11 protein-coding genes and 2 pseudogenes are annotated in these 13,544 nt (G+C 75.9%); 9 read left to right on the forward strand and 4 right to left on the reverse strand.

Annotated features, from left to right (window positions below; translation table 11 throughout):
* Nucleotides 1–6 precede the first annotated feature (6 nt).
* Nucleotides 7–723 (forward strand): B3/B4 domain-containing protein, encoded by a 717-nt coding sequence (locus J1792_RS14440; RefSeq protein ID WP_207247386.1) that lies wholly within the window; start codon nucleotides 7–9, stop codon nucleotides 721–723.
* A gap of 27 nt (nucleotides 724–750) precedes the next feature.
* On the opposite strand, the gene J1792_RS14445 is transcribed toward J1792_RS14440, so the two are convergent.
* Nucleotides 751–1,032, reverse strand: a complete 282-nt coding sequence (locus tag J1792_RS14445) for a helix-turn-helix domain-containing protein (RefSeq protein WP_086572491.1) — start codon at nucleotides 1,030–1,032, stop codon at nucleotides 751–753.
* Between the two features lie 83 nt (nucleotides 1,033–1,115).
* On the opposite strand from J1792_RS14445, the gene map reads away from it, so the two are divergent.
* Together map and J1792_RS14455 are read left to right on the forward strand one after the other, a co-directional pair.
* Nucleotides 1,116–1,883: a type I methionyl aminopeptidase gene (gene map / locus J1792_RS14450; RefSeq protein ID WP_086572493.1), complete on the forward strand. Its 768-nt coding sequence runs from the start codon at nucleotides 1,116–1,118 to the stop codon at nucleotides 1,881–1,883.
* A gap of 115 nt (nucleotides 1,884–1,998) precedes the next feature.
* Nucleotides 1,999–2,523 (forward strand): DM13 domain-containing protein, encoded by a 525-nt coding sequence (locus tag J1792_RS14455; RefSeq protein ID WP_207247387.1) that lies wholly within the window; start codon nucleotides 1,999–2,001, stop codon nucleotides 2,521–2,523.
* 12 nt (nucleotides 2,524–2,535) lie between these two features.
* Here the strand turns inward: J1792_RS14455 and J1792_RS14460 are convergent, their stop codons facing one another.
* The gene (locus J1792_RS14460; protein ID WP_207247388.1) at nucleotides 2,536–3,090 is read right to left on the reverse strand and encodes a hypothetical protein; all 555 of its coding nucleotides are present in this window, start codon (nucleotides 3,088–3,090) and stop codon (nucleotides 2,536–2,538) included.
* 231 nt (nucleotides 3,091–3,321) lie between these two features.
* On the opposite strand from J1792_RS14460, the gene J1792_RS14465 reads away from it, so the two are divergent.
* On the forward strand, nucleotides 3,322–3,699 hold the full coding sequence (locus tag J1792_RS14465) for an RNA-binding S4 domain-containing protein (protein ID WP_207247389.1): 378 nt from the start codon (nucleotides 3,322–3,324) through the stop codon (nucleotides 3,697–3,699).
* On the opposite strand, the gene J1792_RS14470 is transcribed toward J1792_RS14465, so the two are convergent.
* Together J1792_RS14470 and J1792_RS14475 are read right to left on the reverse strand one after the other, a co-directional pair.
* The gene (locus J1792_RS14470; RefSeq protein ID WP_207247390.1) at nucleotides 3,685–4,398 is read right to left on the reverse strand and encodes a sirohydrochlorin chelatase; all 714 of its coding nucleotides are present in this window, start codon (nucleotides 4,396–4,398) and stop codon (nucleotides 3,685–3,687) included. The genes J1792_RS14465 and J1792_RS14470 overlap by 15 nt on opposite strands.
* Complete coding sequence (locus J1792_RS14475; protein ID WP_086572171.1) at nucleotides 4,395–5,546, reverse strand: uroporphyrinogen-III synthase; 1,152 nt, start codon at nucleotides 5,544–5,546, stop codon at nucleotides 4,395–4,397. Before J1792_RS14475 ends, J1792_RS14470 begins: the two co-directional genes overlap by 4 nt.
* A 191-nt stretch (nucleotides 5,547–5,737) precedes the next feature.
* On the opposite strand from J1792_RS14475, the pseudogene J1792_RS14480 reads away from it, so the two are divergent.
* The 5 genes and pseudogenes from J1792_RS14480 to J1792_RS14500 all read left to right on the forward strand — a co-directional run bounded on the left by J1792_RS14480 (nucleotide 5,738) and on the right by J1792_RS14500 (nucleotide 13,526).
* Nucleotides 5,738–7,904 (forward strand): annotated as a pseudogene (locus tag J1792_RS14480) (molybdopterin oxidoreductase family protein).
* 20 nt (nucleotides 7,905–7,924) lie between these two features.
* A pseudogene (locus J1792_RS14485) lies at nucleotides 7,925–9,157 on the forward strand (NAD(P)/FAD-dependent oxidoreductase); the annotation flags it as partial.
* A 38-nt stretch (nucleotides 9,158–9,195) separates the two neighbouring features.
* Nucleotides 9,196–11,697, forward strand: coding sequence for a nitrite reductase large subunit NirB (gene nirB / locus J1792_RS14490; RefSeq protein WP_207247803.1), 2,502 nt, complete (start codon nucleotides 9,196–9,198; stop codon nucleotides 11,695–11,697).
* Complete coding sequence (gene nirD / locus J1792_RS14495) at nucleotides 11,694–12,128, forward strand: nitrite reductase small subunit NirD (protein ID WP_207247392.1); 435 nt, start codon at nucleotides 11,694–11,696, stop codon at nucleotides 12,126–12,128. The genes nirB and nirD overlap by 4 nt, the downstream gene beginning before the upstream one ends.
* 9 nt (nucleotides 12,129–12,137) lie before the next feature.
* Nucleotides 12,138–13,526: a nitrate/nitrite transporter gene (locus J1792_RS14500; protein WP_207247393.1), complete on the forward strand. Its 1,389-nt coding sequence runs from the start codon at nucleotides 12,138–12,140 to the stop codon at nucleotides 13,524–13,526.
* The last annotated feature ends 18 nt before the right edge of the window (nucleotides 13,527–13,544 follow it).

The following is a 13,544-nucleotide window of genomic DNA, read 5'->3' on the forward strand; positions in this document are numbered from 1 at the left end:
GAGGGTATGGCAGCCGACACCGCCGACATCAAGGCCTGGCTCGACACCGTGGCCATCGGCCCCGCCGTGCGCACCCTGCGGCCCGACTACCGCGCCCTGGTCGTCGTGGCCGAAGGGCTGCTTCCCGGCCCGAGCGACGAGGCGAGCGAGAAGCTGCTCGCCTCGGCCGAGGAGACCGCCCGCGCCCGGCTCGCCGGCGCCGCCCCCGAGGACCACCCGCACCTGGCCGCCTGGCGCGAGGCGTTCCGCGCCTTCGGCGCCAAGCCGCAGCGCACCCGCCCCAGCGCGGAGGCGCTGCTGCGCCGCGTCCCCGCCGGGCTGCCGCGCGTGGACCGCCTCACCGACATCTACAACGCGATCTCCGTCGCCCACGTCCTGCCGCTCGGCGGCGAGGATCTCGACCACTACGCCGGCCCCGCACGGCTGATCCGGGCCACGGGCGAGGAGCCCTTCGCGACCACGGCCGGCGGCGAGACGGTGGTCGAGCACTGCCCGCCCGGCGAGGTCGTCTGGAGCGACGACGCCGGCGTGACCTGCCGCCGCTGGAACTGGCGCCAGTGCGCCCGTACCCGCCTGACGCTCACCACCACCCGCGCCGTCTTCATCCTCGACGCGCTCGGCCCGATGGACGACGACGCGCTCGACGCCGCCGGTCAGGCCCTGGTGGACGCGCTCATCGCGAGCAGCCCGGGCGCGACCGTGGCTTCACGCCTGGTGCGCTGACAGGCGGGGGAGTCCTCCGCCCGCCGGCTACGCCGACAGCGGGATCTCCGCCTCCGGATCGCCGAGGCCCTCCACGCAGGCCTCGGCCAGGACGTCCATGGACAGTCCGAGGGTGTTCGCGAGCGCCGAGATCGTGAAGAAGGCGGGGGTCGGCGCCCGGCCCGTCTCGATCTTGCGCAGCGTCTCGGCCGACAGCCCGGCCCGCGCGGCCACGTCCACCATGCTGCGCTCCCCGCGTGCCGTGCGCAGCAGCTCGCCGAGCCGCTCGCCGCGGTGCCGTTCCCAGGGGGTCAGAGGAGTTCTCACCATGACCGTGATACTAATACCGGTATAAGAATTGGTCGCCGTCGGCCCGCATACCGGCCGGCGGCAAGGGGTGGGGAGTCGTCGGCATGGTGGAGATCAAGACGGACGCGGCGCTGGAGGCCATGCGGGAGGCGGGCCGCGTCGTGGCGCACGCGCTGGCCGCCGTGCGGGAGGCGGCGGACGTCGGCGTCGGCCTGAAGGAACTGGACGGCGTGGCCCGTGACGTCCTGGAGAAGGCCGGTGCCCGCTCTCCCTTCCTCGGCTACCAGCCCTCCTTCGCGCCCGTCCCCTTCCCCGCGGTGATCTGCGCCTCCGTCAACGACGCCGTCGTGCACGGCATCCCCGGCGACTACCGGCTGCGCGACGGCGACCTGCTCAGCGTCGACTGCGGCGCCATGCTCGACGGCTGGGCCGGCGACGCCGCCATCAGCTTCACCGTCGGCACCGCGCGCCCCGCCGACGTCGCCCTCATCGAGGCCACCGGGCGCGCCCTGGAGGCGGGCATAGCCGCGGCGGTGACCGGCAACCGCATCGGCGACATCTCCCACGCCATTGGCGCGGTCGCCCGCGCGGGCCGCTACGGCATGCCGGCCGACTTCGGCGGTCACGGCATCGGGCGGCGGATGCACGAGGAGCCGGACGTCCCCAACCGCGGCCGGCCCCGGCGCGGTCTCCCCCTGCGCCACGGCCTGGTCCTGGCCATCGAGCCCATGCTGATGGCGGGCGGGCGCGACGGCTACCGCACGGACAGCGACGGCTGGACCCTGCGCACGGCCGACGGCAGCCGGGCCGCGCACATCGAGCACACCGTCGCCGTCACCGAGGACGGGCCGCGCATCCTCACCCTCCCCTGAGGCGAGGGTTCCCCTGAGGCGAGGCCCCCGCCCGAAGTGGGCCCCGCCCATGGATCTTTTTCCGCCGTATCGACGTTCGTACCGGATGAGAGCGCGAAGGCTTAGGGAGACGGACATGGGGCGCGTACGACGGCTGCTGACCAGGCCCATCGTCATGGGGATCGTGGGTGTCCTCGTGGTGGCGGTGGGGCTTGGCATCTATTGGTTCCAGCCATGGAAGCTGTGGGTGGACGAGACGGTGAAGGAATCGGTGCCCGTGGCGCCCGGAGCGCCGGGCGACGGGGCCGCCCGGACGCTGGCGAGCGGTGAGCTGATCAGTCACGAGCACACCACCCACGGCACGGTGCGCGTGCTGCAGCTGCCGGACGGCACCCGCACCGTGCGTCTGGAGAACCTCGACACCAGCAACGGCCCGGAGCTGAAGGTCCTGCTGTCCGACGCGCCGGTCAAGGAGGGCCGGGCCGGCTGGTACGTCTTCGACGACGGCGCCCACGTCAGCCTCGGCGCGCTCAAGGGCAACAAGGGTGATCAGAACTACGCCGTGCCCGCCGACGTCGACCTCGGTCGCTACCGGAGCGTGAGCATCTGGTGCGACCGCTTCGACGTCTCCTTCGGGGCGGCGGCCCTGAGCCGTCCGTGAGGCTTGGGCGCCCTACGCGCCGGTGACCTCGGTCGTCGCGGCGACGGGGGCGGTGCCGGAGACCGTGCAGGCGACGGTCACGCCGAAGACGTGGACGGCGGCCTCGCCGGGGGTGAAGGTCGCCGTGCCCGCGGTGTCGAGCTGGGCGGAGGCCGTGCCGCCGGTGAGCGTCACCGTGGAACCGCTGGGTATGGAGGCGGGGTTGGTGAAGCCGGTGGCCGTCACGCTGCCGGACGCCGCGCCGCCGAGCTCGAGGGTCATGTCTCCCGTGACGCTGTGCGCGGGCACGTTCAGCGGCACTCGCAGCTCCGTGGTGACCTCCAGCGCGAGCTCGGCCGTGCCGCCCTGCGGCACGCTCGCCGGGGCGGTCACGGTGACCTGCAGGGACTGCACGCCGTCGGGTGCGCCGGGGCCGGTGCAGGTGTAGCCGACGGAGACGGTGCCGGCCGTGGCGGAGGGTGCGCCGAGGCCGACGCCGGCGGCGGCGAGGGCGGTGACGAAGGCGGCGCTCGCCAGTGTCCGCCTGCGGCGCCGGGGGATCGAGGGGGTGGAGGGGGTGGTGTTCATCGCCGTGCTCCCTTCCGTCCGGGACCGGGCCCTGTGGGCCGGCCGGCCGGGTGCGAGGAGGTGGGGGTCTGATGTGAACACGACATGAGTGGCATGGGGTGCCGAAGAAGTCAACACACGCCCCGGGCACGGCCGTCGGCGCCCGGCGGTAACCGGCCACGGCCGCGGCGGCGGCGAGCGGCCCGCCGGCGGCCGGGCGGGCCCGCGACCTGCCTGTCGTAGAGTGCGGGCATGGATACCGACGAGGGGACGCCGGTACGGATCGACGCCTGGATCTGGTCCGTGCGGCTCACCAAGACCCGCTCGCTGGCCGCCGCGGCCTGCAAGGCCGGCCATGTGCGCCTCAACGGCGAGCGGGCCAAGCCCGCCCAGACGGTCAAGCCGGGGGACGAGGTGCGGCTGCGGTACGAGGGCCGCGAGCGGATCGTGGTCGTCAGGCGGCTCGTCCGCAAGCGGGTCGGACCGCCCGTCGCCGTCGAGTGCTTCGTCGACAACTCCCCGCCGCCCCCGCCGCGCGAGGCCGTGGCGCCGGCCGGTGTGCGCGACCGCGGCGCCGGGCGGCCGACCAAGCGCGAGCGGCGCGATATGGAACAGCTACGCGGCCGCTGACAGCGGCAGAGCGGCCCGGTCGTAGCGCCGCAGCACCAGTCGCGCCACCGCCTCGTGCGCGCCCAGCGGCTCGGAGACGACCGAGCCGCCCGCGCGGGCCGCGTGGCGCGCGAAGAAGCCGGGGCCCAGCAGGTAACGGGCCACCGCCACCCGCCGGTGGCCCCCCGCGCGCAGGGCGGACACCGCCTCGGCGGGCGTGGGCGAGCCGCCGCACAGATAGGCGGCGACCGCCGGGCGCCCCAGCCGGGCGGAGAGCAGGCCGGCCATCGACTCGGTCGCGGCGTTCGCCGCCGGTTCCGTGGAGCCCGCCGCGGCCAGCACCACGGGCCCGCCGCCCCCGCGCGGCTCCGCCTCGGCCAGCCGCCCCGCCAGCGCCTCGGCCAGCAGCGGGTCCGGCCCCAGGGCGGGGGCCACCCGGGCGCGCACCCGGGGAGCGGCGGCCAGGGCGCGGGGGATGTCGACCCGTACGTGATAGCCGTCCCCCAGCAGCAGCGGCACGACGACGACCGTGCCGCTCAGGCCCGCCAGGGCCTCGGTGAGGGAGGGCCGCGCGACGTCCACGCAGCCCAGGCGGACCGGCAGCCCCGGCCGCAGCGCCGCCACCCGCCCCAGCAGGGCCCCGATCGCGGCCATGCCCGCCGGGTCGCGGGTGCCGTGCGCCACGGCCAGCAAGGGCGGGGCCGTGCCCGGGGCGGTCACGGCGCGACCGCCAGCCGGTAGCCGCGCTTGGTCACCGTTCCCACCAGGTGCCCGTACGGGCCCAGGGCGGTGCGCAGCCGGGCCACGGCCGCCTCCACCGCGTGCTCGTCCGGCTGCCGGGCCACCGGCCCCTGCCACACCCTGCGCAGCAGCTCCGCGCGGCTGAGCACCGCGCCCGGCCGCTCGGCCAGGGCCCGCAGCACCGCCGCCGGCAGCGGCGGCAGCCACAGCGTCGTACCGCCCGCCAGGACGGCCGTGCCCTGCAGCACCAGGGGGCCGGCCTCGGTGGCCACCTCGCGCCGGTGAAGGGCGGTCAGTTCCCGTACGAGGGTGCGCACGAGCGCGCCCAGCCGGCCCCGTTCGGGCCATACGCAGGGAACGCCCTCGCGCATCAGCGGGCGGGCGCAGATCGGGCCGATGCACACCGGCAGGACGTCGTGGCGCAGCGCCTCGACGACCTCGGCCCGGCGGCCGGCCGCGTCGGCCGCCGCCAGGAACGCCTCGATGGCCGGTGCGCTGGTGAAGGGCAGGGCGTGGATCTCCCGGCGCGCGGTCTGCTCGACGAGCCGGCGCAGCGCCTCCGGGTCCTCGGGCGGCCCCCAGCGGTAGACCGGCACGGTGATGACGTCGGCGCCGCGCTCGCGCAGGGCGGCGGTGAACTCCGGCAGCGCCGCCCCGTGTTCCTGCACCGCGACCCGCCGCCCCCGCAGGTCGCGCTCCAGCAGCCAGGCCAGGACGTCGTCCAGGGCCTCCGACTCCGGCGCGTACGCCTCGCGCAGCCCGCAGGCGCGCAGCGCGCCCGCGGCCTTGGGGCCCCGGCTGACCAGCATCGCCTCCCGGCAGGCCGCGACCAGGCGGGCGCCCGTGCCCCAGCCCTCGGCCGCGCTCATCCAGCCCCGCCAGCCCACCCCGGTCGTGGCCACCACGTAGTCCAGCCCGCCGGACAGGCACGCCTCGGTCGCCTCGTGGAGCAGGGCGTCGTCGGACAGGGGCACGATGCGCAGGGCGGGCGCGCCGACGACGGTGGCACCCCGGCGGCCCAGCAGCGCGGTGAGCTCGTCGCGCCGCCGGTCCGCGGTGACGCCCACGGTGAGACCGACCAGTGGCCCCTCGGGCGGCGGCGGGCCACCGGGTAGTGCTGTCGTCATGTGCCGAGCGTGGCCGACGGTCGTTAAGGGGCCGTTGCGCGCGCATGACGGGGACGTTAGTGCGATGCCCGCTTCTCTACGCGCGTGTGTCGTGCCGCGCACATCACCACGTCGGCCGGGTGCGGGGCATGTGCGCCCACGGCAATACGTCCGTCGCACCGGCGTAACGCGGCAGGACGAGGCTTCGTGACATGACGGCAGCTCCCCCGCCCACCGACACCCACTGCCCGTACTGCTCGCTGCAGTGCGGCATGCGCCTGCGCCTCCTCGAGCGGCCCGCCCCGGGCGCCCCCGCCGTGGCGGTCGAGGAGCGCCCCGGCTTTCCCGTCAACCGGGGGGCGCTGTGCGGCAAGGGCGACAGCGCCGCCGAGGTCCTCGCCGACGCCGCCCGCCTGCACGCCCCGCTGGTGCGCGACCGCCGTACCGGCGCCCTGCGCGAGGCGAGCTGGACCGAGGCCCTCGACCGCGCCGCCGGGGGACTCGTCCGGGCCGCGGGGCGGTACGGGCGGGACGCGGTCGGCGTGTTCGGCGGCGGCGGCCTGACCAACGAGAAGGCCTACCTGCTCGGCAAGTTCGCGCGGGTTGCGCTGCGCACCGCCAACATCGACTACAACGGCCGCTTCTGCATGTCCTCCGCGGCCGCCGCCCAGCGCAGGGCGTTCGGCCTGGACCGGGGACTGCCCTTCCCCCTCGCGGACGTCGCCCGCACCGGCTGTCTGATCCTGGTCGGCGGCAACCCGGCCGACACCATGCCGCCGGCCCTGCGGTACCTGCGCGAACAGCGGGAGTCCGGCGGGCACCTGATCGTCGTCGACCCCCGGCGCACCCGCACCGCCGACCTCGCCGACCTGCACCTGCGCCCCGCCCCCGGCACCGATCTCGCGCTCGCCCTGGGTCTGCTGCACCTCGTGATCGCCGAAGGGCACGTCGACGAGGCGTTCGTGGCGGAGCGCACCACCGGCTACGAGCGCGCCCGCGCGGCGGCCATGGCGCACTGGCCCGAACGCGTCGAGGGCATCACCGGCGTCCCCGTGGCGCACATGCGCCGGGCCGTGGAGCTGTTCTGCGGCGCCTCCTCCGGCATGGTGCTGACCGCGCGCGGCGGCGAACAGCACAGCAAGGGCGTCGACACCGTCGGCGCCTGGATCGACCTGTGCCTGGCCACCGGCCGGGCCGGCCGCCCGTACAGCGGCTACGGCTGCCTGACCGGGCAGGGCAACGGCCAGGGCGGCCGCGAACACGGCCAGAAGGCCGACCAGCTGCCCGGCTACCGCTCGATCGACGACCCCGCGGCCCGGGCCCACGTCGCCGGCGTCTGGGGCGTGGACCCGGACGCCCTGCCGGGCCCGGGGCGCTCGGCGTACGAACTCCTCGACACCGCGGGCACCGACGACGGAATACGGGCCCTGCTCCTCATGGGCTCCAACCCGGTCGTCTCCGCCCCCCACGCCACCCACGTCACCGAACGGCTGCGCGCCCTGGACCACCTCGTGGTGTGCGACGTCGTGCTGTCCGAGACCGCCCGGCTCGCCGACGTCGTCCTGCCCTCGGCGCAGTGGGCCGAGGAGGAGGGGACCATGACCAACCTCGAGGGCCGGGTGATCCTGCGCCGCGCGGCCCTGACCCGGCCCGAGGGCGTCCGCACCGACCTGGAGATCCTGCACGGCCTCGCCGAACGGCTCGGCGTCACGAAGGGCTTCCCCATCGCCGCGGAGGAGGTCTTCGCCGAGCTCCGCCGGGCCTCGGCCGGAGGCCAGGCCGACTACTCCGGCATCACCTACCGGCGCATCGCGGCGGAGGACGGCGTCTTCTGGCCCTGCCCCGACCCCGGCGAGGGGCGGCCCGCCCACCCCGGCACGCCCCGGCTGTTCGCGGACCGCTTCGCCACCGACGACGGCCGGGCCCTTCGCCGCCGTCTCGCACCGGCCGGCGGCCGAGGAACCCGACCCCCGCTATCCGCTGCGCCTGACCACCGGCCGCGTGCTCGCCCAGTACCAGAGCGGCGCCCAGACCCGCCGCACCCCCGCCCTCAACCGGGCCGCGCCCGGCCCCTTCGTCGAACTCCACCCGCGCCTCGCGGACCGGCTCGGCGTCGCCGACGGCGACCTGCTGACCGTCACCAGCCGGCGCGGGCACACCGTCGCACCGGCCCGGGTGACCGCCGGCATCCGGCCCGACACGGTCTTCATGCCCTTCCACTGGCCCGGCGCCGGCAGCGCCAACAACCTCACCAACCCCGCCCTCGACCCCGTCTCGCGCATGCCCGAGTTCAAGGCGTGCGCCGTCCGGGTGGAGAAGGCGCCCGTCGAGCCCACCGGGACCACCGAGCCCGCCGACGCCGCCGGGCGGGCGTCATGACGCCCCGTCGGATCGCCGTCGCCGGGGCGGGCATGGCCGCCGCCCGCTTCGCCCACCAGGCGCTGGGCCTCGCCGGACCCGGCGAGCTGGAGATCACGCTCTACGGCCGCGAGCCGCACGCCCCGTACAACCGCGCCCTGCTCACCGGCGTGCTCGCCGGCCGCTACGGCCCCGCCGCACCGGGCCTGCCCACCGGCGGCGCCGTCGTGCGCGCGGGCACCGAGGTGACGGCCCTGGACCCGGCCGCCCGCACGCTGCGGACGGCCACCGGCGAGACGGCCCGCTACGACGCGCTCGTCCTGGCCACCGGCGCCGCGCCGCTGCCCCCGCCCGCATCCGCGGCGCCCGTAGCGGACCGGCGGGAGACGAACGGCCGGCCGGCGGCGGAGCGGCACACGCCGCGCCGCGGCGTCCACGTGCTGCGCTCCCTCGCCGACGCCGCGCGCCTGACCGGGGACGTACCGCTCGCCCGCCGGGCCACCGTCGTCGGCGGCGGCGCCCTGGGCGTCGACGCGGCCCGCGTCCTGGCCGAGCGGGGACTGCCGGTGCGTCTGGTGCACCGGGCACCACACCTGATGAACCGTCATCTCGACGCCGGGGCGGCCGCCGTCGTACGCCGCGGCCTGGAGGCGGCGGGCGTCACCGTGACGACCGGCCACGAGGTCACCGCCCTGCTCGGCGGCCGGCGCGTCACCGGCCTGGCGTTCGCCGACGGCGGCCGGCACACCACCGACCTGGTCGTGTTCGCCCAGGGCGTCCGCCCCCGCACCCGCCTCGCCCGGGCCGCGGGACTGACCGTGCGCGACGGCGTCGTCGTCGACGACACCCTGGCCGCCTCCGCGCCCGGCGTGTACGCCATCGGCGACTGCGCCGAGCACCGCGGCGTGGTCCACGGCCGCGCCGAGGCCGCCTGGGCCCAGGCCGACGTCCTGGCCGCCCGGCTGTCCGGCGCCCGCCCCGACGCCCGCTACGCCGGCTCGCCGCGGTACCTGCGGCTGAGCGCGGGCGGCCTCCAGATCGCCGCGATCGGCGACTGCACCGGTGACGCCGGCCCGCACACCGACTCCGTACACCTCGCCGACGCCACCCGCGGCACCTACAAGAAGCTCCTCCTGCGCGGCGACCGGCTCGTCGGCGCGGTCCTCGTCGGCGACCTCACGGGCGTCGCGGACCTCACCGCCGTCCACGAACGCAGCGAACCCCTGCCCCGCGACCCCCTGCACCTGCTCACCACGGAAGGAGCCCTTCAGTGACGGACACCCGACGACGGCTGGTGCTGATCGGCCACGGCATGGCCGGCCAGCGCCTGCTCGAGGCGCTCACCGACCGCGCCCCCGGCGCCTGGCGCATCACCGTCCTCGCCGAGGAACCCCGCCCCGCCTACGACCGGGTCCACCTCACCTCGTGGTTCTCCGGCACCACCGCCGCGGACCTCTCGCTGTGGCCCGCGGGCTTCGCCGACGAACACGGCATCGACCTGCGCCTGGGCGACCCCGCCACCGCCGTCGACCGCACCGCGCGGACCGTCACCACCCGCTCGGGGGCCACCGTCGCGTACGACGCGCTGGTCCTGGCCACCGGCTCCCGGCCCTTCGTGCCGCCCGTGCCCGGCCACGACACCCCCGGCTGCTTCGTCTACCGCACGATCGAGGACCTCCAGGCCATCCGGGACCGCGCCGGCCACACCCGCGTGGGCGCCGTCGTCGGCGGCGGACTGCTCGGCCTGGAGGCGGCGGGCGCCCTGCGGGAGATGGGAATGGAGACCCACGTCGTCGAGTTCGCCCCCCGCCTGATGGCGGTCCAGGTCGACGACGGCGGTGGCGCCGCGCTGCGCCGCAGGATCGAGGAGCTGGGCGTCGTCGTCCACACCGGCGTGGGCGCACAGGGCGTCGGCTCCGGAGCCGACGGCACCGTCGACTCCCTGACGCTCTCCGACGGCCGGACGCTCGCCGTCGGCATGGTGGTCTTCTCCGCCGGCGTCCGCCCCCGCGACGAGCTCGCCCGCGCCTGCGGGCTGCCCGTGGGCGAGCGCGGCGGCATCGTCGTCGACGCCGCCTGCCGCACCGCCGACCCGCACATCTGGGCCGTCGGCGAATGCGCGCGGGCCGCCGACGGCCGCGTCTACGGCCTCGTCGCCCCCGCCTACGCCATGGCCGAGGCCGCCGCACGGGGCATCACCGGCGGCGAGGGGTCCTTCACCGGAGCCGACCTCGCCACCAAGCTCAAGCTCCTCGGCGTAGACGTCGCCAGCTTCGGCGACGCCCACGGCACCGGCGACGGCGCCCTGGAGGTGCTCTACTCCAACACCCGCGAGGGCGTGTACAAGAAGCTGGTCGTCGCCCCCGACGGCCGGCTGCTCGGCGGCGTCCTCGTCGGCGACGCGGCCGCCTACGACCTGCTGCGCCCGCTCGCCGCCGCCGGCACCCCGCCCGCCACGCCCCCGGAGCAGCTCGTGCTGCCCACCCCGGAGGGCGGGCCCGCCGGTCCCGTGGCCCTGCCCGACGAGGCGGTCGTCTGCTCCTGCCACAACGTCTCCAAGGGCGCCGTGCGCGCCGCCGTGAGCGAGGGCGGCTGCGCGGACGTGGCCGCGGTGAAACGATGTACCAGGGCCGGCACCGGATGCGGCTCCTGCGTCAACATGCTCACCACCATCGTCCGCGACGAACTCGCCGCCGGCGGCACGCCGGTGAGCAGGGGGCTGTGCGAGCACTTCGCGCACACCAGGGCCGAGCTCTTCGAGATCGTACGGGTCAAGAACGTCACCACCTTCTCCCGCCTCATCGACGAGCACGGCACCGGCGGCGAGGGCTGCGACGTCTGCAAGCCGGTCGTCGCCTCCATCCTCGCCACCCTCAACCCCCGGCTCGGCAACTCCGTGCACATCCTCGACGGCGAGCAGGCCGCCCTGCAGGACACCAACGACCATTTCCTCGCCAACCTCCAGCGCAACGGCTCCTACTCCGTCGTCCCGCGCGTCCCGGGCGGCGAGATCACCCCCGAGGGCCTCATCACCATCGGCGAGATCGCCCGGGACTTCGGCCTCTACACCAAGATCACCGGCGGTCAGCGCATCGACCTGTTCGGCGCCACCGTCGACCAGCTGCCCCTGATCTGGCGCCGCCTCGTCGACGCCGGCTTCGAATCCGGCCACGCCTACGGCAAGGCCCTGCGCACCGTGAAGTCCTGCGTCGGCCAGACCTGGTGCCGCTACGGCGTCCAGGACTCCGTGGCGCTCGCCATCGAACTGGAGCTGCGCTACCGGGGCCTGCGCTCCCCGCACAAGGTCAAGGCGGCCGTCAGCGGCTGCGCCCGCGAATGCGCCGAGGCGCGCAGCAAGGACTTCGGCGTCATCGCCACCTCCGCCGGCTGGAACCTCTACGTCGGCGGCAACGGCGGCATGACCCCCCGCCACGCCGACCTCCTCCTCACCGACGCCGACCACGCCACCCTCCTGCGCACCATCGACCGCTTCCTGATGTTCTACGTGCGCACCGCCGACCGCCTGGAGCGCACCGCCCCCTGGATCGAGCGCATGGACGGCGGGCTGGAGCACCTGCGGGCCGTCGTCGTCGACGACGCGCTCGGCATCTGCGACGAGCTCGACGCGCTGATGGCCCGGCACACCGAGACCTACGAGGACGAGTGGCGGGCCACCCTGGAGGACCCCGAACGGCTGCGCCGCTTCGTCTCCTTCGCCAACGCGCCCGGCACCCCCGACCCCACGGTGCGCTTCCTGCCCGAGCGCGGCCAGATCCGCCCGGCCCTCGAGCACGAGGCGGTGGCGGCCGGATGACCGGATCCCTCGTCGAGATCGAGATCGAGCCCGGGGCCGGCGGCCCCTGGCGGGCCGTGTGCGCCTACCACGACCTGCTGCCCGGACGCGGCACGGCCGTGCTCGTCGACGGTCGGCAGATCGCGCTGTTCCGCGACCGCGGGGGAGAGGTGTACGCGGTGGGCAACCGCGACCCCTTCAGCGGGGCCCATGTGATCTCCCGGGGCCTGCTCGGCAGCCGGGGCGCCACGCCGGTGGTCGTCTCCCCGATGTACAAACAGGCCTTCGACCTCAGGACGGGAGCCTGCCTGGACGAGCCGGCCGGGCCCGGGGGCGAGCCGGCCGCGCTGCCCGTGTGGCGGGTCCGCCTCACACCGCCCGCGAGCGGGTGTGCGGGAGATGTTGCACCGCCGAACGGCGGCGCACACCGCCCGGAAACCACCCCTTCCTAGCCTTGGAGAGTGACCACGAACCCCGCTCTCCCCACCCTCGGGACACCCCCGCCGCCGGCCACGGCGGCGCGGCCCCGCACCCGCCACCTCGACGACTGGCGCCCGGAGGACCCGGCCTTCTGGGAGGCCACCGGCGCCCGCACCGCCCGCCGCAACCTCGTGTACTCCGTGCTCTGCGAGCACATCGGCTTCTCCGTGTGGAGCCTGTGGTCCGTCCTGGTGCTCTTCCTCGGGCCGGAGTACGGCATCGACCCGGCCGGCAAGTTCACGCTCACCGCGGTGCCGACCCTGGTCGGCGCCGCGCTGCGGCTGCCCTACACCGTCGCGGTGACGATCTTCGGCGGCCGCACCTGGACCCTCGTCAGCGCGCTCGCCCTGCTGATCCCCACCGGCCTGATCGCCTACGTCCTCGAGCCCGGGGTCTCCTACTCCACGCTCCTCGTCGTGGCGGCGGTCGCGGGACTGGGCGGCGGCAACTTCGCCTCGTCGATGGCCAACATCAACGCCTTCTACCCCCAGCGCCTCAAGGGCCGCGCCCTGGGCGTCAACGCGGGCGGCGGCAACCTCGGCGTACCGGCCGTGCAGCTCCTCGGCCTGCTGGTCCTGGCCACCGCCGGCGCCGCCCACCCCCGGCTCGTACCGCTGGTCTACATCCCCCTGATCGTGCTGGCGGCGCTCGGCGCGGCCCTGCGCATGGACGACCTGCCCCGGGCCCGCCAGCACGGCCGTCCGCTGCGCGAGGTCTCCCGCGACCCGCACGCCTGGACGATGTCCCTGCTCTACATCGGCACGTTCGGCTCGTTCATCGGCTTCGGCTTCGCGTTCGGGCAGGTGCTGCTGGTGCAGTTCCCCGCGGACTTCCCGACTCCGGTGCGGGCGGCGGCGCTGACGTTCCTCGGCCCGTTGCTGGGCTCGCTGGTGCGGCCCGTGGGCGGGATGCTGGCCGACCGCTGGGGCGGCGCCCGCGTCACGTTCTGGACGTTCATCGCCATGACGGCGGGCGCCGGCCTGGTGCTGCTGGCGTCCCACGACGGCTCGCTGCCGCTGTTCCTGACGGGATTCGTGCTGCTGTTCCTGCTCAGCGGCCTCGGCAACGGCTCGACGTACAAGATGATCCCCGGCATCTACCGCGCCGCCGCCCGCCGCTGGACGGCCGCCGGCATGGACCCCCGGGCCGCCGAACAGCGCTCCCACCAGCGGGCGAACGCGCTGATGGGACTCGCCGGGGCGGTCGGCGCCCTCGGCGGCGTGCTGATCAACACCGCCTTCCGCGAGGCGTTCGGGCACAGCGGCACGGGCGAGACGGCCTATGCCGCCTTCCTCGCCTACTACGTCCTGTGCCTCGTCGTCACCCGGGCCGTCTACCTGCGCGGCGGGGGCGAGGCCGCGGCGGGCTGAAGCGGGCCCCACGGGGGT

This window comes from Streptomyces triculaminicus, from assembly GCF_017349075.1.
GTDB classification, from domain to species: Bacteria; Actinomycetota; Actinomycetes; order Streptomycetales; family Streptomycetaceae; genus Streptomyces; species Streptomyces triculaminicus.